General features: G+C 61.2%; 26 protein-coding genes. 10 read left to right on the forward strand and 16 right to left on the reverse strand.

What is annotated here, in order from left to right:
• Positions 1-72 precede the first annotated feature (72 nt).
• On the forward strand, positions 73-726 hold the full coding sequence (locus tag ACWJKU_RS08090) for a DOMON-like domain-containing protein (RefSeq protein ID WP_454147519.1): 654 nt from the start codon (positions 73-75) through the stop codon (positions 724-726).
• A 22-nt stretch (positions 727-748) separates the two neighbouring features.
• Positions 749-1,954: an exo-beta-N-acetylmuramidase NamZ family protein gene (locus tag ACWJKU_RS08095; RefSeq protein ID WP_454147521.1), complete on the forward strand. Its 1,206-nt coding sequence runs from the start codon at positions 749-751 to the stop codon at positions 1,952-1,954.
• A gap of 159 nt (positions 1,955-2,113) precedes the next feature.
• Here the strand turns inward: ACWJKU_RS08095 and ACWJKU_RS08100 are convergent, their stop codons facing one another.
• Positions 2,114-2,503: a hypothetical protein gene (locus ACWJKU_RS08100; RefSeq protein WP_454147523.1), complete on the reverse strand. Its 390-nt coding sequence runs from the start codon at positions 2,501-2,503 to the stop codon at positions 2,114-2,116.
• Positions 2,467-3,420 (reverse strand): transposase, encoded by a 954-nt coding sequence (locus tag ACWJKU_RS08105; protein ID WP_454147525.1) that lies wholly within the window; start codon positions 3,418-3,420, stop codon positions 2,467-2,469. Before ACWJKU_RS08105 ends, ACWJKU_RS08100 begins: the two co-directional genes overlap by 37 nt.
• 163 nt (positions 3,421-3,583) lie before the next feature.
• Here ACWJKU_RS08105 and ACWJKU_RS08110 point away from each other — a divergent pair, with 163 nt between their 5' ends.
• A complete protein-coding gene (locus tag ACWJKU_RS08110) occupies positions 3,584-4,324 on the forward strand; it encodes a PEP-CTERM sorting domain-containing protein (RefSeq protein ID WP_454147527.1) in 741 nt (246 codons plus the stop codon).
• Between the two features lie 226 nt (positions 4,325-4,550).
• Here the strand turns inward: ACWJKU_RS08110 and fae are convergent, their stop codons facing one another.
• The 4 genes from fae to ACWJKU_RS08130 form a co-directional block, all read right to left on the reverse strand.
• Positions 4,551-5,087: a formaldehyde-activating enzyme gene (gene fae / locus ACWJKU_RS08115; RefSeq protein WP_454147529.1), complete on the reverse strand. Its 537-nt coding sequence runs from the start codon at positions 5,085-5,087 to the stop codon at positions 4,551-4,553.
• Positions 5,088-5,188: 101 nt separating this feature from the next.
• The gene (locus ACWJKU_RS08120; protein ID WP_454147531.1) at positions 5,189-5,545 is read right to left on the reverse strand and encodes a YdbL family protein; all 357 of its coding nucleotides are present in this window, start codon (positions 5,543-5,545) and stop codon (positions 5,189-5,191) included.
• An 18-nt stretch (positions 5,546-5,563) separates the two neighbouring features.
• Entirely contained in the window at positions 5,564-5,773 is a 210-nt protein-coding gene (locus tag ACWJKU_RS08125) for a YnbE family lipoprotein (protein WP_454147533.1), read from the reverse strand.
• An 85-nt stretch (positions 5,774-5,858) separates the two neighbouring features.
• Positions 5,859-8,366 carry an intermembrane phospholipid transport protein YdbH family protein gene (locus ACWJKU_RS08130; protein ID WP_454147535.1) on the reverse strand — a complete coding sequence of 836 codons (2,508 nt, stop codon included), beginning with the start codon at positions 8,364-8,366 and terminating at the stop codon, positions 5,859-5,861.
• A 59-nt stretch (positions 8,367-8,425) separates the two neighbouring features.
• On the opposite strand from ACWJKU_RS08130, the gene ACWJKU_RS08135 reads away from it, so the two are divergent.
• From ACWJKU_RS08135 to arfB, 3 genes are all read left to right on the forward strand, one after another.
• Positions 8,426-8,803 (forward strand): YajD family HNH nuclease, encoded by a 378-nt coding sequence (locus ACWJKU_RS08135; protein ID WP_454147537.1) that lies wholly within the window; start codon positions 8,426-8,428, stop codon positions 8,801-8,803.
• Between the two features lie 318 nt (positions 8,804-9,121).
• Complete coding sequence (locus ACWJKU_RS08140) at positions 9,122-9,328, forward strand: SlyX family protein (RefSeq protein WP_454147539.1); 207 nt, start codon at positions 9,122-9,124, stop codon at positions 9,326-9,328.
• 6 nt (positions 9,329-9,334) lie between these two features.
• Positions 9,335-9,748 carry an alternative ribosome rescue aminoacyl-tRNA hydrolase ArfB gene (arfB, locus tag ACWJKU_RS08145; RefSeq protein WP_454147541.1) on the forward strand — a complete coding sequence of 138 codons (414 nt, stop codon included), beginning with the start codon at positions 9,335-9,337 and terminating at the stop codon, positions 9,746-9,748.
• A 24-nt stretch (positions 9,749-9,772) separates the two neighbouring features.
• Here arfB and ACWJKU_RS08150 read toward each other — a convergent pair whose 3' ends face one another.
• A complete protein-coding gene (locus ACWJKU_RS08150) occupies positions 9,773-10,438 on the reverse strand; it encodes a YceH family protein (RefSeq protein WP_454147543.1) in 666 nt (221 codons plus the stop codon).
• A gap of 106 nt (positions 10,439-10,544) precedes the next feature.
• Between ACWJKU_RS08150 and ACWJKU_RS08155 the strand changes: the two genes are divergently transcribed.
• Positions 10,545-11,540, forward strand: a complete 996-nt coding sequence (locus ACWJKU_RS08155) for a serine/threonine protein kinase (RefSeq protein WP_454147545.1) — start codon at positions 10,545-10,547, stop codon at positions 11,538-11,540.
• Between the two features lie 122 nt (positions 11,541-11,662).
• Here the strand turns inward: ACWJKU_RS08155 and ACWJKU_RS08160 are convergent, their stop codons facing one another.
• The 7 genes from ACWJKU_RS08160 to ACWJKU_RS08190 all read right to left on the reverse strand — a co-directional run bounded on the left by ACWJKU_RS08160 (position 11,663) and on the right by ACWJKU_RS08190 (position 19,951).
• Positions 11,663-11,983: an RNA recognition motif domain-containing protein gene (locus tag ACWJKU_RS08160; RefSeq protein ID WP_454147547.1), complete on the reverse strand. Its 321-nt coding sequence runs from the start codon at positions 11,981-11,983 to the stop codon at positions 11,663-11,665.
• Positions 11,984-12,128: 145 nt separating this feature from the next.
• Positions 12,129-12,398 carry an RNA recognition motif domain-containing protein gene (locus ACWJKU_RS08165; protein ID WP_454147549.1) on the reverse strand — a complete coding sequence of 90 codons (270 nt, stop codon included), beginning with the start codon at positions 12,396-12,398 and terminating at the stop codon, positions 12,129-12,131.
• A 43-nt stretch (positions 12,399-12,441) separates the two neighbouring features.
• Positions 12,442-13,686: a DEAD/DEAH box helicase gene (locus ACWJKU_RS08170; RefSeq protein WP_454147551.1), complete on the reverse strand. Its 1,245-nt coding sequence runs from the start codon at positions 13,684-13,686 to the stop codon at positions 12,442-12,444.
• 266 nt (positions 13,687-13,952) lie between these two features.
• On the reverse strand, positions 13,953-15,398 hold the full coding sequence (locus ACWJKU_RS08175) for a lytic transglycosylase domain-containing protein (RefSeq protein ID WP_454147553.1): 1,446 nt from the start codon (positions 15,396-15,398) through the stop codon (positions 13,953-13,955).
• Positions 15,399-15,603: 205 nt separating this feature from the next.
• Positions 15,604-16,527, reverse strand: a complete 924-nt coding sequence (locus ACWJKU_RS08180) for a hypothetical protein (protein WP_454147555.1) — start codon at positions 16,525-16,527, stop codon at positions 15,604-15,606.
• Between the two features lie 221 nt (positions 16,528-16,748).
• Positions 16,749-17,054 (reverse strand): RNA recognition motif domain-containing protein, encoded by a 306-nt coding sequence (locus ACWJKU_RS08185; protein ID WP_454147557.1) that lies wholly within the window; start codon positions 17,052-17,054, stop codon positions 16,749-16,751.
• Between the two features lie 1,025 nt (positions 17,055-18,079).
• On the reverse strand, positions 18,080-19,951 hold the full coding sequence (locus ACWJKU_RS08190; RefSeq protein ID WP_454147559.1) for a potassium transporter Kup: 1,872 nt from the start codon (positions 19,949-19,951) through the stop codon (positions 18,080-18,082).
• Between the two features lie 261 nt (positions 19,952-20,212).
• On the opposite strand from ACWJKU_RS08190, the gene ACWJKU_RS08195 reads away from it, so the two are divergent.
• The 3 genes from ACWJKU_RS08195 (at position 20,213) to ACWJKU_RS08205 (ending at position 23,140) form a co-directional block, all read left to right on the forward strand.
• Complete coding sequence (locus tag ACWJKU_RS08195) at positions 20,213-21,073, forward strand: alpha/beta fold hydrolase (RefSeq protein ID WP_454147561.1); 861 nt, start codon at positions 20,213-20,215, stop codon at positions 21,071-21,073.
• A 168-nt stretch (positions 21,074-21,241) separates the two neighbouring features.
• Positions 21,242-21,625, forward strand: a complete 384-nt coding sequence (locus ACWJKU_RS08200) for a YidH family protein (RefSeq protein ID WP_454147563.1) — start codon at positions 21,242-21,244, stop codon at positions 21,623-21,625.
• A gap of 108 nt (positions 21,626-21,733) precedes the next feature.
• A complete protein-coding gene (locus ACWJKU_RS08205; protein WP_454147565.1) occupies positions 21,734-23,140 on the forward strand; it encodes an MBL fold metallo-hydrolase in 1,407 nt (468 codons plus the stop codon).
• Here ACWJKU_RS08205 and ACWJKU_RS08210 read toward each other — a convergent pair.
• Positions 23,137-24,387 carry an endonuclease/exonuclease/phosphatase family protein gene (locus tag ACWJKU_RS08210; RefSeq protein ID WP_454147567.1) on the reverse strand — a complete coding sequence of 417 codons (1,251 nt, stop codon included), beginning with the start codon at positions 24,385-24,387 and terminating at the stop codon, positions 23,137-23,139. The genes ACWJKU_RS08205 and ACWJKU_RS08210 overlap by 4 nt on opposite strands.
• Positions 24,384-25,205 carry a nucleotidyltransferase family protein gene (locus tag ACWJKU_RS08215; RefSeq protein ID WP_454147569.1) on the reverse strand — a complete coding sequence of 274 codons (822 nt, stop codon included), beginning with the start codon at positions 25,203-25,205 and terminating at the stop codon, positions 24,384-24,386. Before ACWJKU_RS08215 ends, ACWJKU_RS08210 begins: the two co-directional genes overlap by 4 nt.
• Positions 25,206-25,209: the final 4 nt, after the last annotated feature.

The following is a 25,209-nucleotide window of genomic DNA, read 5'->3' on the forward strand; positions in this document are numbered from 1 at the left end:
TGCGCTCGCAGATGCCGTAAAATCGGCCCTCCGAAAAGGGCCTTCATTTCGATCGCTTCGGTACGATACTGCTTGGTAGACCGTCTGTCGTCCAAAAAAATCCTTGCCGAGCCGCAGGCGACAGACCGGCGCCATCCGTACGGGCTTCGGGCCGGCGCGGGTTATAATGCCGCCATGCCGGCCATTCCTCTGATTTGCCATCCGTCCACGCCTTGCGGGCTCGTCCGCCGTTTCACGGTGCGCCTGCGGAAGGCATCCGACGGCCTGCTCGCGCTAGAGTATGCGATCGAAGGCGACATATCTGGCCTGCACATTCCGTGCCTTCGGGAAGCGCGCCGCGCCGACGGGCTCTGGCGGCATACCTGCTTCGAAGCCTTCCTGACGCGCGGCGAAGGATATTACGAATTCAACTTCGGGCCGTCGAGCGAGTGGGCGGTCTACCGCTTCGAGGCTTATCGGGACGGCATGTCGGTCGTTCGAGCGGCCCGCCCGCCGAAAATCGCGCTGGCGCTCCGGACCGACCGTCTCGCGCTGAGCGCGGCGATCGATCTGAACGATCTGCCGGCCGGGCCCGGGAGCGCCGAACCGAGGTTGGCGTTGTCCGCCGTGATCGAAGAAGCGGGCGGCGGGCTTTCGTACTGGGCGCTCGCCCACCCGCCGGGAAAACCGGATTTTCATCATCCCGACAGTTTCGCGTTGACGCTCGATCGCACCGACAACGCTTGAGATTCGCCACAAGGAGACATCAATGAAGTTTGGCATCGACCGGCTGCTAGACAGCCCCGACCTTCGCAAGCCGCTAAAGGGCCGCCGCGTGGCCTTGCTCGCCCATCCCGCCTCGGTCACCGACGACCTCGTTCATTCGCTCGATGCGCTGGCAGCGCTCGGCGAGTTCGAGGTCGCGGCCGCTTTCGGACCCCAGCACGGGCTGCGCGGCGACAAGCAGGACAATATGGTCGAATCGCCGGATTTCGTCGATCCGGTTCATGGCATTCCGGTCTTCAGCCTGTACGGCGGCGTGCGCCGTCCAACCGCCGCCATGATGGACGGCTTCGACGTGCTGCTGGTCGATCTTCAGGACCTCGGCTGCCGCATCTACACCTTTATCACGACCTTGCGCTATGTATTGGAGGAAGCGGCCAAAAAGGGCAAGACGGTCTGGATTCTCGACCGGCCGAATCCCGCCGGCCGCCCGATCGAGGGGCTGCGCCTCCGGGCCGGCTGGGAAAGCTTCGTGGGCGCCGGCGCGCTCCCGATGCGGCACGGGCTCACCTTGGGCGAGCTGGCGCGCTGGTTCGTGGAAATCCTGCGGCTCGACGTGGATTGCCACATCGTGAAGATGGCGGACTGGGAACCGGAAAAAGCGCCGGGCTACGGCTGGCCTTTGGGCGAGCGCACCTGGATCAACCCCAGCCCCAACGCGCCCAATTTATGGATGGCGCGCTGCTATGCCGGCACGGTGATGCTGGAAGGTACGACCTTGTCCGAAGGCCGCGGCACCACCCGCCCCCTGGAACTGTTCGGCGCGCCCGATCTGGAGGCGAATCGGCTGGTCGCCGAGATGCAAGCGCTGGCGCCGGACTGGCTGCAAGGCTGCCGGCTGCGGGTCTGCTGGTTCGAGCCGACTTTTCACAAACACGCGGGAAAGCTGTGCGAAGGCGTGCAGATTCATGTCGAGGACGACGCCTACGCGCACGACGCTTTCCGGCCCTGGCGCCTGCAAGCGCTGGCATTCAAGGCGATTCGGAAGCTCCAGCCGGACTACGATCTCTGGCGCGATTTCCCGTACGAATACGAATACGATCGCCTCGCTATCGATCTCATCAACGGCAGCGAGCTGTTGCGCCAGTGGGTGGACGATCCCGCCGCCGCGCCGTCCGATCTCGACGCGCTGACGCTGCCGGACGAACGCTCATGGCAGGAGGAGCGGGAGGCGGTTCTGATCTATCGGTGACCGGCTTTTTCAAGCCGGTTTCCTTTTCGCCCTGGGCCTTCCCGGAGCCGCCGGCAACGGCAATCCCGATCTCTCGGCGAGCGGCTCCTGCCGTGCAAACTTCCGAACCGTAAAAATTCCTGACGGATTCGTCCGCAAAAACGACGCCGGCGCAGCCCTTTATTCTCCAAAACATGTTTCAAAACGGTAAAATTCGCCGAATTTTACAAGAAAAACAATATGATAGCGGCGTAAAATTATTTGACGCCGTAACGGGGTAAAAACCGAAACGGGGATGAAACGGCGTTCGCCACGAGAAATGGACGGCGAGACGTTTGGATAGGCAAGGGCATGGGGCCAGGCTTTGCTGATCCTGAAAACCGCCGTCGAATCGCCGAAACGACCGCCATGCCGCGTCAGCCGCCGTATGCCCTCACCCCAACCCCGCTCCCGACCTTCAAAACGCCCTCTCCCTTTGGGAGAGGGCCGGGGAGAGGGTTTAGGGTTTTTCAGGCCGTTTCCAACGGCCGGATTCAGGCTGATCGTACGATGCCCAAGAGATTGATCCATCGCCCGATCTCCGTCGCCAGGCCGGGATCGCGCCTGATGCGCTCCCGCAACCGGTTGACCGCCGTGCTCAAGGTCGATACGTCGCGGTTGAAGCGCATGCCGACCCGAGTCAGGGTGGCAGCGCCCGTTTCCAAGGCCAGATACGCGATCAACGCGCGTGCTTCGGCCTCCATTCGACCGCGGCCCGTTCCGCTGATCCGGTCCCAATCCATCTTGCGGGCGGCGCACACCACGCTGACGATCGATTCAAGTCCGATGCGCGCTTCCGGCGCTTGACGGGCTTGGCTCAGCGTCTTTTCGACGAAATCCCGGCCGCCGAGGATTCGTCCCCCCGACGTTCCCCGATGGAAATCCTCGCGATGCTCTTCCCGCGCTCCGTCGGCGACGAAACGCGCATAGCGCTCTCGCGCCGTCGCCGCATCTCGGGCCAGTCGGGCATACACCCAGTCGGTCGTAAGCCAGGCGGCGCGGTCGTCCAAACCGAGATAAGCCCGATGCCCGCTCCAGCGATATTCGGCGGGGTCTCGGACCAAATGCGCCCGGACCGGATCAAGATGGATATGGCGGACAAGCCTCGGCAGATAAGCGTCGGCGTCGATCAGAACCGCCTTGAACCGCCCTTGGAACAGATGGCCGATCCGGTTTTCGCGTCGGTTGATCCGTCGCGTATACCGAAAAGCGAGGTGTTGCATGGCTTTCGAAAGCGGCAGTTCGCCGACCTGAACCGCCAAGCGGACATGGTTCGGCATCCAGCAATAGCCGTGAATACGGTGGCCGAAACGGGAAACGCCCTCGGCAACCAGCTCCTCGAAAGCGGCTCGGTCCTCGTCGTGGAAAAAGAGGGGCCGTTCGCCGTTGCCGCGGAGCGTCACGTGATAGACGGCGTCCGGGATATGGATGCGGGGTTTTCTGGCCACGACACCCGCCTCATCGAAGGCCGTATCGGCGACGGCAGATAAACCGAATAATCAAAGCCTGGCTCCCTGTATTTTTCCTTGGCACACTTAATGCTTTATTCGCTGTGAGCTTGCAATGAAGGATGCGAGCTCGATACGGAAATCAATCTTAAAGGAGATAATCATGCTCAGACAAATATCCACGGTTGTTCGGGCAGGCCTGTTGAGCGTCGTTCTGGCGCCCGTCGCGGCCCAAGCGGTGCCTCTTTCTTCACTCGATCCCGCAAATGCCGCCGATACGCAAACATTCAGGGCGATCACCAATAATAATCCTCCTCTTACGCAGGCTCTGGAGGATCAGCTTTTCGTCGATATCTACGACCGTAACGGGGATGCGAACCTTGCCGATAATCAGGTTTTGTTTGTCTTTCGGAATGTCGGCCCTATCGCGTCATCGATTGCCGGAATTTACTTCGACGACGACGCGGATCACATTATTTCGAGCGTCAACGGGCTCATCGATGCGGACGAAACTACGGCCGGTTACACGGGAGATCCTAACGTAGACTTCAGTGTCGGCGGAACCCCGGCTCAATTGCCGGCCGGAAACACGGTGGGTTTTATATCGACATGGCGAATGACGGCTGATGATCCCGCCCCCCAGAACGGCATCAACCCTGGCGAAATATTCGGCGTCATGTTCAATCTGGCTGGCGGTTTTACGCTTGCCGATCTACTACAGGCCAAGTTGGCCGGCGATTTCCGGATAGGTCTTCATGTGATATCGATTGGTGGTTCAGGTGGCGGCAGCGACTCCTACGTCAATGTCGTTCCCGAACCCGGCATCGTCTGGCTGCTCGCCAGCGGTTTGATGGGACTGGGCTTTGCGAACAGAAGACGGGCTGAATGTTTCGGGCACGCTTAAAAAGCTCTAATGCGCTCTTCAGTTGGCGCGAGTGTTTTTAAACCTCGCAAGATGCGGTTCGTGTCTCACCGCATCCTACAGATCAAGAGTCGTAGGATGCGGTGAACGAAGGGAACCGCATCAATCGCGGCTTCCAATTGCAAACGGTCATCGTTCAGAGCCGTTTCAGGGGAGACAAAAACGCCGGCTGAAGCCGGCGTTTTTCCTTCGATCCAAGCGATACGCTCTAAGCGTCCGGATCGTACATATCGTGCTTGATCGTATGGCGGTTGGCGATCAGTTCGTCGATGGAAGGCTCGTCGTTGAGCGCGCGCCGGATGGCCAGCTTGGTCGCCTCGTAATTGGTGCGGTACAGGTCCTTTTCGTCGAGGTTGGGATCCTTGGCGCACTCGGGATCGATCCACACCAGGCTGATGATGCAGAGGTCGTTGACCTGATCGCGCGGGATGATGCCCTCGATCACGCAGTCCAGCACAGCGTCCGCCGTGGCCGACTGGACCACGCCGCCGAACAGGTTGACGTAGGCGCCGCTCTTCATGGTGACTTTCGGCACCATCAGGGTCGCCGGGCGCACTTGCTGGTTGCAGGCTCTGATCGCGAACATGCGGGTGTGTCCCGCCGTCTGTCCCATCATGTTGGCGAAGGCTTGCCCGACCGGGCCGTTCACGTCGCCGATCAGAATTTCCGGCATGGCATCGGTATATTGGCCTTCGGCGGCGAGCACGGTGGCTTCGCCGGTTTTGAAGACGATCTTGTCGGACATGGGAATCTCCTTGTGGGTTGAAAAATGGCGATATCAAGGGCAGGGGACGGGCGGAACGCCCGATCGGGATACCGGCAAGCCGGCTTCCGGGCGAATCATGCTTATTTCTTGATCCAGTTTCCCGCCGGCGATCTGACGTACTGGCCCCGCGGAGTCTTTTCGATCGCCGTTTTTCCGGCCAATGTTTCCACGACGCTCAAACTGGTGCCGTTGGTCTTGGCGACCTGCTCGTATTTCTGACGGCGCTTGGCATTGATATCCGCGATCAGGGCTCTGACGTCCGCGGGCGGATTGGGCGCGACCGCCTCGAGGTAACCGTTGGGCTGTTCGCCCACCAAACCCTGCTTTTTCGCATCGTCGAGACCGATCGCCCAACTCGGCGACGGCCAGACCGCCACGCCTAGCGCCAGCGCAAACAGGGGAGCAATCGCTCCGCGCAAAGAAATATATCTGAACATGGCAAATCCTCGTTCGAATCAGAACAGTCCGCTCTCTTTCGACAGAATGTCTTCCAGGTCTTTTTCGACCTTGACCCGGACTTCGTGGTCGATCTTGACGTTGAGATTGATGGTGATGGGTTCCTGCGGCGCGGCCAGTTCGACTCGGGGAGTGCAAGCCGCCAGCAGCGTGATCGCGGAGAAGGAACAGACCGAAGAGAACTTTGCGAAAAAAGAGCTTCGCATCATCGTTGTTTTTCTGTATCGAGATCAAAAAGAGCGGCTGAGGATAGCATCGGGTTCCGCCGATATCCATCCGCCGCATCGACTCCGGCTAATGTTTTTTTCGGTAGCGCTCCTGGATCTGCCGATTCATGCGATCGGTCAAATCGTCGGCGACCCTCAGGCTGCGCAGAAGCATCAAAACATTTTCCTGAAGGTTCAGGTTGAGGTGTATGGGCCGATCCGACTGCCAATCCGGATTGTGGCCCCGCAACCCGACGCGCAGGGCCAAGTCGCCCGCGGGAGTGCTGTCGGCATTCACTTTCAGCGTTTCGTACTGCAGATTGCTCAGGGCCTGGTTCACGAATTCCAGGCCGGGATTGGCGCCCGCCATCGCCTTGACCTTTTCCGTCGGCCGATAGCGAATCCAGCCGCCGGGCGGACGCGCCTGAAGTTCGCCTCCGCGCAGCGCCACGTGGGTTTTGGTGATTTCCAGCGGCAGCCGCCCGTCGAGGAGGCCGGAAGCCTCCACGCCCTGCTGTCTTTCGAGCGCGACGATCTGACTCAACGATATTCTTTTCAGCGCGAGGACGACCGGAGAATCCGGATGGGCCGCATTCCACCGAACCGGGCCGCCGTGGGCCGTTCCGCCGAGAAGATCGACATCGAACTGCCGCAAATCGATCGTCGGGCCGGAGCTTCCGGCATGACCGGCGACCGCGGCGTCCATGATCAGATGGGTGAGCGGAATTCCCGCATCGAGACGGGCGACGCTGATCCGCGCGGGGTCGACCGTTTGCAAGCCGTTCAGGTCGGATAGGACCAGGCGGGCGTCGAGCCCTTTGAACCCTATGCTTTGGAAGCGGCCGGCGAGACCTTCGGCGGTTACGGTGAATCGATTTTCGAAGTGCAAGGCGCCGCGTGATGGCGCACGGCTCCACGAACTGTCGCCCGCCGCCTCGATCCGGCCCGCGTGCAGGTCGAGTGGATAAGGCCAGGGCTCCAGCAACTGGCTCAGCTTGAAGTCCGACTCGCCGAAAACCACCGGAGTCAGGTCGAACTGCGCCGATCCCCCGCCGCCGGCAAGCGCGTGGCGCGCCCGGCCGGTCAAGGTCACTCGGCCGTGGGAAAGCGTCACGGCGCCTTCCAGTCCGAGTTGCTTCGGATTCGCCTGGAATTCGACCCTCACCTCGCCGGCAGGCAAGGGTTTACCCTGAATCTTCGGCTTGAGATTCGCAACGCGCAGTTCGCCCTTGCCGCGCCATTCGGCTCGTTCTCCGGCGAGTTCGCCGATTTTCAGGGCGATCGCATCGGCCTCGACCGCGCCGCCGGGCCAGTTCAGGGATGCCGGCCGGGTCGAGAATGCGAAAGGTTCCCATGCCCATCGTCCCGGTTTCGTGTCGTAGCTCAGGTTCGCGCCATCGGCGAGTTCGATATCGATCCCGGACGACGAAAATCCGGACGGGAGGGCGGAGACGAGATGCGCGGAGAATCCGGGCGCAACACGAAGATTCAGCCTTTCCGTCGCTATTTCGGCCTGGCCGGCCATCCCGTTCGGGAAAGTCATCGCAATCCGGGGTTCCGCCGAAGCGTCCGTTCGGCCTTCGAATCGGGCCGATAGCTCGGATCGGTTTCCGATGCGCCAGCGGATTCGGCGGCCTTCGATTCCGACGGACGCTTCGAGGCGGGATTCGATAGCGCGAATCGCATCGTTCGCCCGGCCGGTCTTGATCTTCAAGCTGTGATCGCTGCCGATCTTCATGGCGTCCCAGTCGTCGGCGGCCATCGGGACGACACCCTGCCAGCGGCTTTCCAGGGTTCCCGCCAAGGCCGGCCATTTTTCCTCGGAGCGGAAGCCGGTGCGCAGCAAGCGCATGATGCCGTCCAGTTCGGCCCGAGCCGAGCCGTCGATGTGCAAGTGGCGATCATCGACCGCCGTCGCATGGAGAACAACATGAAGAACCGGCGGCGCCGAAACGCCTGCCGCCCGGAGATCCAGCTCAAACCCGCCGCTTGCGGTGACATGCGCCGAGAACGCGAGCGCTTGTCCCTCCGCCGGACGAATTTCACCGGTCAGCAATCCCTGTTCGTTCGCGACGCGCCCCGTCGCGTGTACTCGGTAATTCCGGCCGTCTGGAATCCGGAATTCTGCGTCTAGTGCGTCGAGATACGCTTCGTCCGACGGCAATCGGGATAACAGATACCTCGGCGCGAGAGCGCCCAAGCCGGACGGCCGGGCAGTTTCGGCCGGCTCGTCCCGAGCCGGCGCTTCGCCCGCGATGAAGCCGCTTTCGATCTCCGCGTGCGGAATGTGAATGCGGGCGAAACGTCCCGACAGGAGTTCCAGAGGGCGATAGCGAACCGTCACCCCGGTCGCGCGGAGCGTGGAGATCCGGTTTCCGGAGCGGCGGCTCAGTTGAATGGCGTCCAGGCTCAGTTCGTCCCGGGAGGGATATCCGGTACGCACCTCGACTTGAGTGAACCCGGCCAGGACCAGCCGGTATCGAAGACTTTCCGCAATGATCCAAGGGAGCGCCCGATATATCGCGGGGAACGCCAGGATGACGCTCAGCAGCACGAGCAGGCATCGAATTCGGAGTGCGCGGGCGGTTTTTTTCATGGCGAACATCGGGCGTATTTTGGGATCAAACTGAACGATGAATGATCGGAGGAAGAATCATGCCCGTCACGAAAAACGAATCCGGCAACCGGAGGCTCGATCAAGTCGTCGCCGCGGCCCGGCGCGACCGGGAAAAGCGCGAACGCGGCTATCGCGAGCGGGCTTTGAAGCTATATCCATGGGTCTGCGGGCGTTGTGCCCGTGAATTTTCGCTCGAAAACCTCGGCGAGCTTACGGTTCATCATAAAGACCACGACCATGACAATAATCCGCCGGACGGCAGCAATTGGGAATTGCTTTGTCTTTATTGCCACGACGATGAACATTCCCGTTATCTGGGTGCGGAGCGATCGAGCGGGGGAGGGCGGCGGGGCTCGGACGCCGTCTTCAAGCCGTTCGCCGATCTCGGCGCCCTGTTGAAAAAGCGGGAACGATAAGGCTCAATCCGCCGCTTTTATCAGAGCGCCTCGCGGGTCTGGCTCGAAGAGCGGCGGAGCTGAAATCGCCCCCTTCAGAGGGCCGAGTTCGAAGGGAACGAACTCGGACCGCCGGCAGGCGGGCCCCGAAGGGACGGGCGCCAAGGAGAGAGTTCGCAATGGCCGAATCTGGACGACGATGCGGTGCATCGTTATCCTTCCGATCACTTCCTCGTTCGCGAGGAGGTCGATCCGACGGCCTCCGTCCGCAGGCGGCGGGTTCTCGTCCGGCGGATGAGGCCGGGCGCGGATTGAAACAAACGATCTTAAAGGCCGAACATGACGGAAGAACGCTTGGTTGATTTGGAGACCAAACTCGCTTATCAGGAAGACACGATTCAGGCATTGAACAACGTGGTGTGCGAACAGCAAAAACAGATCGATCAGTTGGAGGCGACTTGCAGGCTTCTGGTCGATCGTATCACGCAATTGTCGATCGCAGCCGATGCGGGCAAGATCGTGGACGAAAAACCGCCGCATTATTGAAAGGCCGTGCCGAGAATCTCGAATCTGGTTCGCCTTTCTCTCGCCGAGGTCGAGATGAACGCCGTGCGGGCTCAGGGAGCGGGCGGGCAGAAGGTCGACAAGGTGTCCAGCGCGGTTCATTTGCGTTTCGACATCGGGGCGTCGTCCTTACCCGAGTTCTACAAGGAAAGATTGTTGACGCTGAACGATCGGCGCATCTCGGGCGAGGGCGTCGTGGTCATCAAGGCTCAGCGGTTTCGAACCCGTGAGCAGAATCGGGAAGATGCGCTGGAGCGGCTGGCTGCGCTGATAAAAAGCGTCGCGATGACGCGCAAGGCGCGAAAATCGACCCGGCCGACCAAAGCCTCTCGGATGCGGCGGCTGGACGGCAAAAGCAGGCGCGGACGGCTCAAGGCCTTGAGAAGCAAGCCTGCCGAGTAGGGCGGGCAGGCCAATATCCACCGTTTACGACTCGGGGCTGAGCGCGGCCAGTTTCAGTTGGAGCCGGTGCACTTCGCTCATCAGTTCATCGACCGCTCGCTCCAGACGATGGAGCCGCTCACGGTCGGAAGCCGGAAGCTCAAGCCCCGCCTCGACATCCCCATCGCGCGCCGTCGCCTGGCCGGCGTCAAAAAACAGGTGCATGAAGCGCGATTCGCGTTTTCCCGGTTCGCGCGGCAATTTCGCGGCCAGCGGTTCTTCTCGCGCCATCAGTCTGGCCAGCGCGCTCTCGATCTCTTGCACGTCCGCGAATTTGCACAGGCGCTCGGCCCGGCTGCGCAGTTCTCCCGGTGTTTGCGGCCCGCGCAGCAGCAATTCGCACACGATGGCCGTTTCTTGACGCGAAAGTTTCAGATCGCCGAATTCGGCGTTGCAGAACCGGTGCCGGTACTTCGTGACCCGATTGCCGAAGCCGCTGTCGGCGCTGACCAGATATTTTTTTACGAGTCCGTCGAGCGTCTGTTGTACGGTGGCTTCATCGAGATCGAGCACGGGATCGCGATTGCTTTTCTGATTGCAGGCATTGGTCAGCGCGTTGAGCGACAGGGGATATTGCTCGGGAGTGGCGATTTCCTTCTCGATCAGGCAGCCGATGACGCGGGCTTCGTGTGGCGTGAGTTTGATTTTCATGAGCCTTTCTACGTTGAACTTGAAATCTGACCGGCGATCGCCCAAGGATAATCCAAAATCCGCCGGCGTGAAGACGGCGGCCGCGATCCGTGTAGAATGAGGCCCCATGAACATTCTCCCGGACACCCATCCTTTTTCATCCCTGACGCCCGATTGCGTCATGAACGCGCTGGACAGCGCGGGGTTCCACGGCGACGGCAGCTTGCTGGCGCTCCACAGCTACGAGAATCGCGTTTACCGGATCGGCATCGAAGACGGACCGCCCGTCGTGGCGAAATTCTATCGTCCCGAAAGGTGGAGCCATGCCGCCATTCTCGAAGAACACGACTTCATGCGGGAGCTTGCGGAATCCGAATTGCCGGTCGTGCCGGCCTTGCCGGGTTCCGGCGGCTCGACCCTGCACCGGTTCGGCGGCTTTCTCTTTGCCGTGTTTCCGACGCAAGGCGGCCATGCTCCGGAATTCGACGACTATGCCACGCTGGAGCGCATGGGGCGGCTCATCGGCCGCATTCATGCGGTCGGCGCGCTCAAGCCTTATCACGCGCGTCCCGCGCTGGATATCGCGAGTTTCGGAGAAGAGCCGCGGGATTATCTACTGTCTCACAGTTTGATTCCGTCGGACATTGCGGATGCGTATCGCGATGCGGTGAATCGCGCTCTGGACGGCGTGAAACGCTGTTTCGAACGCGCAGGTCCGGTGCGCGCGCTGCGATTGCACGGAGATTGCTACCCCGGAAACATGCTGTGGGCGGACGACGGCCCCCATTTCGTCGATTTCGACGACAGCCGGATGGGGCCCGCGGTACAAGATTTATGGATGCTGCTTTCCGGAGACCGCCAGGAGATGGCGCGGCAACTGAGCCATCTGCTCGCCGGTTACGAAAGCTTTTTCGACTTCGACACGCGCGAACTGCACCTGATCGAGGCGCTACGCACCTTGCGATTGATTCATTATGCTGCTTGGATTGCGAGGCGTTGGGACGATCCGGCCTTTCCGATCGCGTTCCCGTGGTTCAATACCCCGCGTTATTGGCACGACCGCGTTCTCGAGCTTCGCGAGCAGATCGCATTGATGGACGAGCCCCCGCTGCGGGCGGCGTAAGCCCGCCGGTCGGAAATCAACGGTTCGGCCCGCAAGCTATCCCGGCCTGTTCCGCCAACGCGAGGCCGGGATGATTCCCTTGTCCGGCGCCAAGGCAGAGCTTTGGCGCCGGTTTGCGAATATTAATAGCGGTGTCCGCCGCCGAAGCCGCCGCCGTTGCGTCTGCCGGAACCGAAGCCGCCGCCGGATCTCTCTTCGCGGGGACGAGCCTCGTTCACGGTCAGGCTGCGTCCACCGACTTCCTTGCCGTGAAGGGCGCTAATCGCGGTCCGGGCCTGCTGATCGGTACCCATTTCTACGAAGCCGAAGCCCTTGGAGCGACCGGTTTCTCGATCCATGATCACATTCGCGGACTGTACCGTGCCGTGCGGCGCGAACAGTTGCTCCAGTTCGCTGTTGTCAATGCTGTAGCTCAGGTTACCGACATACAATTTCGTGCTCATCAAAAATTCCTCGATAGGGATATAAACAAAAACTTAATAAATGCAGATCGAGCTCTCGTTCGCGAGATCGACGAATCTATTAGTAAACACCTTTTTGAAAAAGGATTCTGTAGGTAGATGGTCGTACTGGACGCGCAACGTTTTTTTAACGTCGCCGACCACCCTTGTTGCGTCCGCGGGGGCGTTCCTCGTTGACCCGAAGATTGTTGCCGCGCAAATTGCGGCCGTTCAACCCCGCGATTGCCGCGCGTGCCTCGTGGCCTTCCATCTCGACGAATCCGAAGCCGCGGCAGCGGCCCGAAAAGATGTCTCGCGCCAACTCGATCGAGCGGACCCGGCCATATTCCGCGAAAAGTTCCGTGAACTCCCGCTCGGTAGTGTCGGCCGGCAGATTTCCGGCATAAATTCTCAGCATGGATTGTCTCCTGTGGGCGCCGCCTGGATCGGCGGTGCGATGGTTAAACGAACCGGCGACGCGGAGTAGTAGCCGATCCACGCCTCGGGGTTGATTGCCACACCCGCCGGGCATCCTGCGTTCCGGGATTTCCGGCGGTCTGTGGCACATAGCCTTCCGGTGAAGGAAGGGCGGGAAGCTTGCGGCCGAGCAAGCGCTCGATATCGCGGAGCTGCGGCGTTTCCTCGGGAGAGACCAGGGATACCGCCTCGCCGGTCGAACCGGCGCGGCCGGTGCGGCCGATGCGGTGCACGTAGTCGGCCGGAACCTGAGGCAGCTCGTAGTTGACGACATGCGGGAGTTCCTGGATGTCCAAGCCCCGGGCGGCGATGTCGGTCGCGACCAGAACCTGCACCCGATCCTGTTTGAAGGCGGCGAGCGCCTGGGTCCGCGCGGACTGGCTCTTATTGCCGTGAATCACGGCAACCTGAAAACCGTCCCGGCCGAGTTGCTCCGCCAGGCGATTGGCGCCATGCTTGGTCCGGGTGAACACCAGGGTTTGTCCCTGGGATTCGTTGCGCAGCAGACGCGCGAGCAAGGCCCGTTTGCTCTGCTGGGAGACATGGTAGACGCTTTGGCTTACGGTCTCGGCCGGCGAATTGCGCGGCGCGATTTCGATATCCATCGGATTGTTCAGGAATCCGGCCGCGAGACCGTAGATGTCCTTCGAGAAGGTAGCCGAAAACATCAGGTTCTGCCGCGCTTGGGGCAGCATGCCGAGAATGCGCTTGATGTCATGAATGAAACCCATGTCGAGCATTCGGTCGGCTTCGTCCAGCACCAAAAATCCGATTTTGGCCAGATTCGCCTGGCGCTTCGCGACGAGATCGATGAGCCGGCCGGGCGTTGCGATCAGAATATCGATGCCTTGCCGCAGCATGTCGATCTGAGGCTGCATTCCGACACCGCCGAAAACGGTTGCCGCGCGCAGCGGCGTATAACGCCCGTAGGCGCGAACATTTTCGCCGACCTGGACCGCGAGTTCTCGTGTCGGAACCAGGACCAGCGCCCGCGGCGGACGTCCCGGCGGCAACCGATCGCGGTTCTCGGCGCCATCCAGCAAGCGTTGCAGCAAAGGCAGGGTAAATGCGGCGGTCTTTCCCGTGCCGGTCTGAGCCGCGGCCAGCAAATCGCGGCCGTTCAGCACGGCGGGGATGGCCTGCGACTGGATCGGAGTGGGGGATGCGTAGCCTTGATCGGCGACGGCCCGCAGGAGAGTCTTGGACAGGCCGAAAGAATTGAAAGCCATGTAATGTTTTCCTGGCTCTTGCCTGCCGCGATGAGCGGCACCGGTTGGAGCGCGAGCATGAGGTTGCTATGACCACAGGGCGGACCCGAGGGTGCTGCCGCGTGCGGTTTGCGGGAGGAGGCGGGGACTAGCAGGTGCCGAAAAGGCATTGACTGAAAGGAAAATTCCGTATCCTCGTGGCGAAGACCGGTCTTTCGCCGCGACAAACTAGGTGCAGCCTACCCTAATTCTTACAAAGATGCCAGTCTGATTTTACGAAATCGCGATCATCGAATGAGAATCCGGGTTTTCTCCGGTTCATAGCCGGCGTTCGGGACTCTCGACGAAGGAGCGGGCGGGATGTTGGCTCCGAGGGTTTCGAGCTTACCCGGATAATTGACTTTGACGTTGGTTGAAATCTCTCCGGCTCCCCGTCTTTGCGCGACTGTGCGGGTTTGTTGCGATCGAGAGGCCATCTGCCGGAGCGTTCCCGCGGGAAGCCAGACCTCCGTACCGGCGGGCAGAGCCGTCCGGCCCGATTTCGCCGGTTCGCTCCAGGCGGCGTTCAGGGCGATAAGCCGGGATTTATCGGTAACGTATCGTTGGGCCAGCGTCGAAACGAGCGCGTCTTGCGTCAGGACGGCGCGGTCCCAATCGAGCGGTTTTTCGTAGCGGAGACCCTCGGCAAAGAAGCGCTCGGGCAGGCGGGCGACTTCCCGGGCCGCTAAAAATTCGGCGTAAAAGTTACGGGAAGCGAAACCGAATTGCGGATGGTCGTAGTCATGGACGATTCGCATGAAATCGTGGCCAAACGCCTGCTTGGCCCGCAGCATGCCCGAGATACCGTGATTGTAGGAGGTGATGGCCAAGGGCCAACTGCCCAGTTTGCCGTAGGCATGGCTGAGATAGCGGGCGGCTCCGCGCGCCGAAGCGACCGGGTCCAGACGTTCGTCGATCGCCGCGTTCACGCTCATGAACCGCTCCGCCGCCGCGCGGGTGAACTGCCACACTCCGACGGCGCCGGCCGACGAGCGCGCGTGGGTTTGGAACGACGATTCCACGTGCGGCAAATACGCTAAATCCTCGGGAAGGCCCGCCTGTCGGAAAATCTCTCTGAAGTGCCGGTCGTAACGACCGCTGATTTCCAACCCTCTCTTGAAGCGTTCCCGAAGTCCGCGTTGTCCGCGGAGCCGCTCGCTCGCGCCCTGAAGCGCCGTTTTGAGATCGCCGCGCCGATCGATCTTCGCAGCCAGCTTCCGCTCGTCGGGCGTCAAAGGCATTCCGGCAGCGACCTTTTGCTCCAGATCGAGCAGCCGGGATTTCCAATAGGCCGTCCGCTCGCGCACCCATTCCTTTTGGCGCGGAGTATAGCCCTCGGCGATATCGCCGGGGAGTTGAATCACCTCGTAGATCACATCCAGAAAACGATTGTCGTGCAGAGCCACCTGGGATCGGCTCCAAACGCCGTAGACGTTGCGCCAGAAGGCGACCTGGGGCTCGAGACTCGCGGGCTTCGGAAAAATGCCCGAAGCGGCCGGCGCGGAAGGCATCGTGCGGGACAACGGCAAACTCCCGCGAGACGGTATCGCGGCCGGAGCGGGCGCCGTATAGCTCTGGTCATTGCCGCCTTGGTAAATTCGCTGACCGTTTTGCGCGGGAGGGTAACTGGAACATCCGCCCGCCAGAAGGGCAGGCAGCACCACGAGAAAACTTTGGATCAGTCTGTTAGCCATCGACGAGCCCCCCAAGCCGGCTCAAGGTCTGTTTTTTTTCGAAGCGCTGGCCGCGAACCCGGACGGTCGTGGCCGGAGCTCGAAATACGGATGCGCGGATAAGATCATTGTAGCCCGAGTTCAGCGAAGTTCGAGCCGTTCGAATCACGCCGGACGGCGTCGCCGGTTTGCCCGCCGAAGTCGTTCCGCTCGCCGGTCGAGGCTTTTACGGCCGACTCGGGTTATTTTCCAGCGACTTCGGCCGCGCGTGGCAGTAGCTCGGTATCCAGCTGTGGCGAAGCAGCGAATCCGGTAGGTTGTTGTAATCGAAAGCCAGCGCGTCCTCGATCATGCGATCGATGTCAAACAAATGCCGCGCTTCGGGGATGTCGTTGAAGAAAGTGCGGAACAACGGTTTTATCATCAGTCTGGCGCAGCGAATTCCGATGGGGCCGATGAAATTCCGCCGTTGGCCGACGTGCGCCAACTCGTCGATCATGATTTCCGTTAGCAACTCGCGCAGACGGTCGTGCGCCTCGGGCTCGTCGGCGAGCACCCGGTCGAACAGGGCATTCAGATGCAGGTAGAACACCATGCCCAGGAGTTCGGTAACAAATGCGGGCGCATCCATCAGAAAACCCGGTAGGCGCGGAAAAATCCGGTAAACCCTTTTCATGAAAGGGCCCACGGGCACCCATTCGACCCGGGCGAGATGGAATGTTTGCAGCATTTCTTGAAACAAGCGCACATGGCAGAATTCCTCCGCCAGATGAACCCGGCTGATTTGGTCCGTTAATCGGCGTGAATCCGACATCGTCGGCGTGGCGTCCCATGCTCCCTGGATGCCGCTCCATTCGTGACGGGCGAACTTGTAGATGCAGGTCAGCAGCAACACCTTGCGGTCGAGGCGGCTCGGAGCGTCGCGGAGACGAACGCAATTGCGATAAAACGCTTCCGGGTCGGGCAACGGCAAGCGCGATCGAACGGGATTCTTTTTGAAGTGATTCAGCTTGTCGCGTTTGTTCGACAAATCCTTTTCTTTTTCCAGCAATTCTCCGGCATGGCGCTGGGAAAAGATCCAGTAACTCTCGAAATTGGAGCGGCGTTCCTCTGCGGTGCCGGAGGTGAAGATCGATAGATAGCGTTGCATGATGACTTTTCCGTGTTTCTCGGAGTAATAAACCTCCGGGAGCCTGCCCCTATGGGGCGATCCGAAGGCTCCTTGTCCAAAAGCTGGCAATCGGCAGCGTCGTTTTTCCGGTCGACGACGGTCTTCAAACGAAATATCCGCAGGCCGACCCATGCGACGATCGAGATCGCCGCATGGGTCGGTTCAAGACGTGGACGGAGCGATGCCCCGGCGCGGATGCTTTAGAAGCGGCGGCCGCCGCCGTTACCGCGTCTGCCGCCGCCGAATCCGCCCTTGTCTTGCGGGGGACGGGCCTCGTTGACCGTCAGGCTCCGGCCTTCCACTTCCTTACCGTTAAGCGCGGAAATAGCCGCCTGCGCTTCCTGATCGCTGCTCATTTCCACGAAGCCGAAGCCCTTGGAGCGTCCGGTATCGCGATCCATGATGACATTTGCCGATTCGACCACACCGTAAGCGGCGAACAGTTGTTCCAGCTCATTGTTTCGGATGCTGTAGCTGAGATTGCCAACGTATAATCTTTTACTCAAGTGAAAGACTCCTCAATGTAAATTTGCAATGTCTCTTATTATTTTTGCCCGGAACAGAACTTAGACGGGAGTTCTGGTTCGCGTCGGAAGCGACCTGGATCGCTGGCAAAGTAATATTCCCTTTCGTTCCATTTCTCAAGTGCAGACCGATGGCGATTTCAAAGCAAAGGTCAAGTGCCCGTCGGCGGATTCGTCGCTCTCTCATGCGACCGTCCTGGCGAAAAGGATTCGAGGACCTGGCAGGCGCGCCTCGTCGCGCCGAGCTCTGGCCGATTCGTCGGTATTGCGCTTCGGTGATGTCCAGTGCCGAATGATACCTCATTTATTTGAGGTCAACACGTTTCGGGAGAACCGAACCGGAAACCCATTCTTCCGCTATCGAACGACCAGAACGGGCCAGCGCACGTTCGTGGCACAATGATGCCAGCATCGCGCTTCCTCGACAAATTTCGCGAACGGTTCGTGATCGGCGTAGACGGTTCCGTCGGACATGAAGAGAGGGCGGAAAGGACCGAAAAATTCGGACGCGCCGCCAAAGGCATCCTCGAAATGAATCGATGCGTTGTCCCGGCAGTCGCACCGCGAAAACATATCGCCCTGAATTTCCCAGAAATGATTTCGATACCGCCCCACGATTTCGTTCCCGGGACCTCGGCGAATGACTTGGCCGCTAATCCGGAAATACGGGGCCGGCCCCAAGATAACGGCGTGTTCCGGAATGACGGACTCGAAATGTAATCGGATCATAATCGCACCGCTCCATGAAATGTCTTGAATGGCTTTTCATTCCCGACCGTCAAAAGGTGCTCAGGTTCATTGACGGACTGCGAAATATCCGTAAACCCGGCATGGCGACAGGAGTCGGCGCGAGCCGAGTCCTCGAGAGTTTCGGGAATTCGCCGCATTCAGGTCGGATTTGTGTTCGTTCGGGTTTTCAAACGCGCGGTCCTCCGTGGCCAGGGCGGCCGCGCGATCCTGAATGGCTCAAAGCCATCGCGGAAAGGCGCTCGACACGCAAAGAGAAATTAGATTTCGACCACCGTTCCGAGTTCGATCACGCGGTCGGGGGGAATTCTGAAAAAATCCATGGCGTTTTCGGTGTTGCGTGCGAGGCGGATGAAAAGATGCTCGCGCCAGATCGCCATGCCGGGACGCGGGGTCGAAATCAAGGCTTCCCGGCTCAAGAAAAACGAGGTGTCGGCCAAATCGATCGCGAGTCCGCGTTCTTTGCACAGCGACAGGGCATCGGGCACGTTCGGCTCCTGATTGAAGCCGAAATAAATCTTGATCCGATATAATTCTTCGCCGAAATGCCTGATTTTGATTCGCTCCGAACGCGGCACCCAAGGCAGATCTTTGACGATTACGGTCAGGACGATGACGCGCTCGTGCAGAATTTTGTTGATTGCCAGATTGTTCAAAAGGGACTGAGGCACGCCCCGCCGTCCGGCCGTCAGGTAAATGGCGGTCCCACGAATGCGCCGCGGCGGATTTTCCCGAAAACGCATGAGCAAGGTCTCGAACGATATCGCTCTTTCGCTCAAGCGTTTTCCGAGCAAGGTCCGGCCTCGCTGCCATGTGGTCATCACGGTGAACAGGACGATGCCGACCCCGAGCGGAATCCAGCCGCCGCGGGTGAACTTCAGGCTGTTGGCTATAAGGAAGGCCGTGTCGATCATCAAAAAACAGCCCGCGGCGGCCAGACTGGTCGGCCATTTCCAATGCCAAAGCCCTTTCAATACGAAAAAAGCCAGCAACGTGGTAATGACCATCGTGCCGGTAACGGCGATGCCATAAGCGGCCGCCAGGCGGGCGGATGATTCGAACTGTACGACCAAGCCGAAGACCGCGGCGAACAAAAGCCAATTGACGGTCGGCATGTAAATTTGGCCGGGATGGAACAGCGAAGTGTGGTAAATGCGTATGCGCGGCAAATAACCGAGCTGAATCGCCTGCCAGGTCGTCGAGAACACCCCGGAAATCACGGCTTGAGACGCGATCACCGTGGTGATCGTCGCCAACACGAGCAGCGGCAGGGCTCCCCATTCCGGCGCCAGGAGATAAAACGGATTTTGGGCGGCTGCCGAATCGCGCAGCAGCAAAGCGCCCTGGCCGAAATAATTGAGCAGCAGGGCCGGAAGGACCACGGTAAACCAGGCCGTGCGAATCGGCCGAGTGCCGAAATGCCCGATATCCGCATAAAGCGCCTCGGCGCCGGTCACCACCAGGACAACCGCGCCCAAGACCACCAGCGAATACCATTCCTCTTCCACCAGGAAACGCGCTCCATGCCGGGGATTCGCCGCGCCCAGCACTTGCGGAGCCTCGACGATGCTGTGCAAGCCGAGGATTCCCAGGCAAAAAAACCAGACCAGCATAACCGGCCCGAACAGCCGGCCAACGCGGCTGGTGCCCTTGCTCTGCAAAAAAAACAACAGCGTCAGAATCGCCAGGGTCGCCGGCACGACGGACGCTTTCAGCTTGGGCGCCACGACCGCCAGACCTTCGATCGCGCTGGTGACTGTAACGGCCGGCGTGAGAATGCCGTCGCCATAAAACAGGGCGGCGCCGACCAGACCGATCAGGACGATGGCGCGGCGCCGGCGCGGCGAATCGGTCGCCGTGCGCGATGCCAGCGACAATAAGGCCATGATGCCGCCTTCTCCGCGATTGTCGGCCCGTAACATGACCACGGCATATTTCAGACAGACGATCACGATCAGCGACCAGAAAATGAGCGACAGTACGCCGAGGACATTGGCCTCGCTCGGCGCGATGGCATGAGGCCCGCTGAAGGCGATCCGTATGGCGTAAAGCGGGCTGGTGCCGATATCGCCGAATACGATCCCGATCGTGCCGATGAGTGTAACGGTCCTGCCGGGTTTTACGTGTCGCAATGTCGTATCCGCTCTCATCTATTCCGAGCGCGCGGCTGAAATCGTGCGGACGATGTTTGCATTTCCGGAAGCGGAACGCCTTGTTTTTGATCAAAAAGGCGCGCCGCGGTCTTGGCTGTTTGACTCCGGCGTCCGCCGATCGCTCCCCGGGCTCAGGCGTTTCGGGCCGATGAAGATGGCCTATGCTTATTCTCTGAAGCCGCCGGCGAACCGTCGAAATAGACTAAAGGCCGCCGCTCAAACCTTACAGGACGCAAAATCATGGAAGCACTTCTTCGAGAGCTGAGAGTCGACGTCACCTTGCCGGAAGCGGCGATTTCGACCGAGTATCTGATGGCCGGCGACGGGCCGCCCATCGTCTTGCTTCATGGCATCGCCGACAGCGCCCACACTTGGCAGTGGGTGATGCCGCTATTGGCGCGAAACTATCGGGTCATTGCGCCGAGTCTTCCCGGTTTCGGGGAGAGCGATAAGCCGGCCGTTCCGTACTCCCCCGAATTCTTTACCCGATTCGTATCGGCTTTTTTGGACGCCCTCGGCCTGCAACGGGTCTGCATCGTCGGCAATTCGCTCGGCGGGTTGGTGGCGATGCGTCTGGCGCTTTCCGCCCCGGCCCGGGTTTCCGCCTTGGTGCTCATCGGCAGCGCCGGATTAGGGCGAGCGGTCAGCCTGGCGATGCGGCTGCTCAGTTTGCCGGGTGTACGGAAAATGGCGGCGCTCTGGTTTCGGACCCCCCTCGGCGCTAGGTTTTGGGTCTTCCAATTGTCGGCGATGCTGATCGCCCGCCGCTGTCCGTCCGATTGGCGGGACCGGGCGCATCGAATGGCGCGCATGCCGGGATATTTGGAAGCGGTGGCGGCGGCATCCGCGAGCACGATCGACCTGAGAGGCCAGCGCGAAATCCTGCTGGACCAGTTGCAGAAACTGACCGTGCCCACGCTGATCCTGTGGGGAGAGCGCGACCGCATCGTCCCGGTGCGCCAGGCCCGAGACGCGGCCGCGCGGCTCGGGCAAGGGCGGCTCGAAGTGCTGCCGGATTGCGGCCACTTGCCGCAGGTGGAACAGCCGGATCGGGTGGCCGATATCATCGGCAATTTTCTGAAACGGGCTGATCCGTTTTGAATCGGCTTGTCGGGGCGCGTCCGCTTCGCCGGTCTTTTGAATGAGCGGTTTCAGCGCTCTTTCGGCTTTGATCCGGCCGCGCCTCCGCGAAAAAATCCCGCGCCGTATCCGATGGCCGAGTCCGCTATCATGGTCGCCGGATAACCGGTCGAGATCGGAACGAACGCGATGATCAAGAATTTCACGGATCACTCAGCCAACGAGCGCACTTACCTGGCCTGGATACGCACCGCCATCGCGGTCATCGCCTTCGGCTTTCTCATCGAAAGGTTCGATCTCTTCCTGGCTTACATCGCCGGGGCCTTGCCGGAAAAACTGCCGGCTGTCCCGTCGGCTCACCATGAGGCCCTGATTCTCGGGCTGGGACTGGTGATTCTCGGAATCGTGCTGATGGTCGCCGCCACCCTGCGCTTCATCTTGATCGAGAAGGAGATTGCCCGCGAGGACCGGCGCAGACCACCCGGCATTCTGGCCGCCGTAGGATTTGCCGCCCTGCTGTTTCTGTTCAGCTTGTCTCTTTTGGGCTATCTGATCCGGTTTCTGTGGACATGAGGGCGGGACCGGCGCCGGGCCGCAAGCCCGGCCATATCCGATCGACGGATCGACGTACCGCACCGGCGGTCCAAACAGATGTATCGTACCGACCAGAAGGAGAGTTCCATGTTCTTCAAGCAGTTCTACCTGGGCTGTCTCGCCCACGCCTCTTACCTCATCGGCGACGAAGAGACGAAGATCGCGGTCGTCGTCGATCCCCAGCGCGACATCGAACAATATCTCGAAGAGGCGCGCCGGCAGGGTTTCGAGATTCGCCATGTGTTCCTGACCCACTTTCACGCCGATTTCATCGCGGGCCACCTGGAACTGCGGGACCGCGTCGGCGCCCAAATCCATCTGGGAGCGCGGGCGGACGCCGAATATGCGTTCGTTTCCCATTCCGACGGGGACGCCCTGGAATTCGGCCGGGTTCGTCTGGTGGTTTTGGAAACGCCCGGCCATACCCCCGAAGGGATCTCGATCGTGGTATACGACCTGGCCAAGAGCGCCGATATGCCCTATGCCGTGTTGACCGGCGACACGCTGTTCATCGGCGATGTGGGACGTCCCGATCTTTTGGCCTCGTTCGGCGTTTCGGCCGAAGACCTGGCCGCGATGCTTTACGATTCCCTGCACCAAAAGCTGTTGCCCCTGCCGGACGAGACCCTGGTTTATCCGGCCCACGGCGCGGGCTCGATGTGCGGAAAGAGTCTCAGCACCGATTTGTTCTCCAGCATGGGCGCGCAACGCCAGTACAACTACGCGCTCAAGCCCATGAGCCGGGAGGACTTCATCCGCCTGGTCACGGCCGGCCAGCCGGAAGCGCCGAAATATTTCTCCCACGACGCGGTCCTCAACCGCAAGGAGCGCGCCACCCTCGAAGAAGCCCTGGCGGCCGGGTTGCAGCCCCTTTCGCTCGAAAAGGTGCTCGAAATGAAACGGGCCGGAGCGCAGCTTCTGGACGTGCGCGAGACGGCGGAATTCGCCGGCGCGCACCTGGCGGACAGCGTCAACGTCGGCCTCGGCGGTCCTTACGCCACCTGGGCCGGCACGCTGCTCGACCGCGCCCGGCCGATCGTGCTGATCGCTGAACCCGGCCGCGAACAGGAAGCCGCGATGCGCCTCGGACGAATCGGTTTCGACAACGTCGCGGGTTATCTCGAAGGCGGCATGGAGGCGCTGGAGCAGCGGCCCGATCTGATCCGGCGGACCGACCGCATCGCCGCCCCGACGCTGGCCGAAAAGCTGACCTCGGCGCAGCCGCCCCTGGTGCTCGACGTGCGCACGGAGAACGAATGGCAACAGAAGCGCATCGGCGAAAGCTTCAATATCCCGCTGAACCGGCTCGCGGAGCGCAGCGGCGAACTGTCTCGCGACCGTCCCATCGTGGTCCATTGCGGCACCGGCTACCGCTCGTCCATCGCGGCCAGCCTGCTGGAAGGGCAGGGATTCGACAACGTGATCGATCTCGTCGGCGGTTTCAACGCCTGGGAAAAATGCTGCCCCGGCAACATCGCCGGGGGGAACGGTTAGCGCATTCGAGGCGTGTTCTTTAACCCGTCCCTGAAGCCGGTATTCGCCTTCAGCCATTCGAGATGCCGGCGCCGGACCGGATCGTGATCCGGAACGTTGCAGTCGAAGAGCCGGGCCCATTGGCGCCGACGCACGGTATCGCGCCAGCGGGCGAAGGCGGACTTCGCTTCGGACGTCAGCCAGCCGTAGGTAATCGACAAGCCGCGATGATCCGATTCCTCGCCGCCGATGACATGAACGGTTTGCGGCGCCAGATCCGGGGTGGCGAACGAACCGTCCAGCGGCCATACCGGCGCAGGCGCCGGATAGGTGGCCCAGCCGGAAAAGTCTTTCGCGCCGTCGCGAGCCGCGGCGGCGGCCCGGGCGTCCGTAAGATCGCCGCCGGTCAACACGTCGTGGGTGCGGTCGGCGGCCAGATGCGGCCGCTTGTAGGTCATCGCGGTCGGAACCGCGTTCATGTCGCCCAGCAGAATCGACGTTTGGCCGGGTTCGACGGATCGCCGCAGAAGCTCGGCGGCCTGGGCTTCGCGGCGCGCGGGATTGAACGCTTCGAGATGGGTAACCAGGAGATCCAGCGGATGGCCGAAGAACCGGATGCGCACGCGAAGCACGCCGCGCGGCTCGTTCAGGATCCGGTCGACGACGCCCGCGGGAAAGGCGGCGGCGCGGTTCGTTTTTTGCGTCTCATCGAGGATTCGGGCCTCCACGGCAAGCGCCGGATGCCGGTACAGAACAGCGTTGCCGAAACGCACCTCCAGTCCGGGCAGATCCCGGCGCCAGGTTTCGCCGCGCGCCACGGCGTAGACTCGGCCGGTGCGGCGTTCGAGTTCGGCCGCCAGGAATGCGGCTTGATCCAGCCAGCCGCTGCGCCGCGAGCCGAAATCCACTTCGTTGAGCGCCACGGCGTCGACCGGGGTCGAGGGCGGCGCTGCCGCGGCGATTCGTTCGGCGATGCCGGCGAGGTTGCGCTCAACTTCCCGGCGGCCGGCAAATACGCGCCAGCGCGAGCCCAGGCCGGAGTGAAGGTTATACGCGACGACCCGGAGTTCCGGCCGGTCGCTGCGGGTTTCGAGCCGCGGAAAGGGGGCGGCATCTTCCCAGTCGTTCGATCGGGCGATACAGGACGGAAGGCCATCGGGGCGCCCGAAGCGGCCGCTCAGTTGATATCCGTTCCAAAAATCGGCCAGGGTCGGCACGGCCAGAGCGCTGGGTAGGGCGGTCAGCAAGGCGATTCGAAGCGGATTCATTTTTTTTCGTCGATCGCCGCCGTCCAATGCGCGATGTTTTCGCGGGTCATCCGCCCATTGGGTTGCAGGCGCGCGTCCTCGTAACCCCAGCGCATGACATCGGTCAGGTATTGTTCCCGGGAGAGCAGCGTGCCTTGGCAGATCTGAACGGAAGGCGGCGCGCTGCGCACCTCGTCGGTCAAGAGAGCGAGCAGCCGCTGCATGACCCATTCCGGAATGCGGCCCCGTTCGGCAGGATAGATGAAGCCGAACAGAACCAGATGACTGAGCAGCACTCGCCAATGGGCGCCGAAGCGCTCGATCAGCCGCGGCCAGTTCAAGCGCTCGCCGCATTCTCTGATGACGTGGGCGATGTCGGCGCCGTCGTAACGCTCCCTTTCGAGGATGAAGGATTTCGACCAGATCATTTCCTCCGCCGGACAGAGCGACACCGGAATTCCGAGCACCTCCCGCCGGGGCGCGTGCCGGAACCAGGCGTCGTCGACGACGCAGATGCCGTTTCCCGAGTTGAAAATGATATCGATGAAGTATTCTCCGTAGTACGCCTTGGCGAGCCAGTGCGGAAACGCGATGTCGGTCTGATAGCCGGCGCTCGCCAGGATTCCGATGATGCGGTCGCGGTCGCCGGGCCGCACGAAGATATCCAGATCCTTGGTGTGGCGCGAAATTCCGGTATAGCGCTCCAGCGCGTAGGCTCCCCCGACGAGAAACGGAACCCCGGCGTCGTTCAGAAGCTTCAGTCCGCGGCGGTAAAACGATTTCCCGGCCGGATCGATTGGCGGTTCGGAGCCGTCGGACGGCGTGAACTCGGGATTCATACCT

The sequence above is a fragment of the Methylocaldum sp. MU1018 genome, assembly GCF_053646775.1.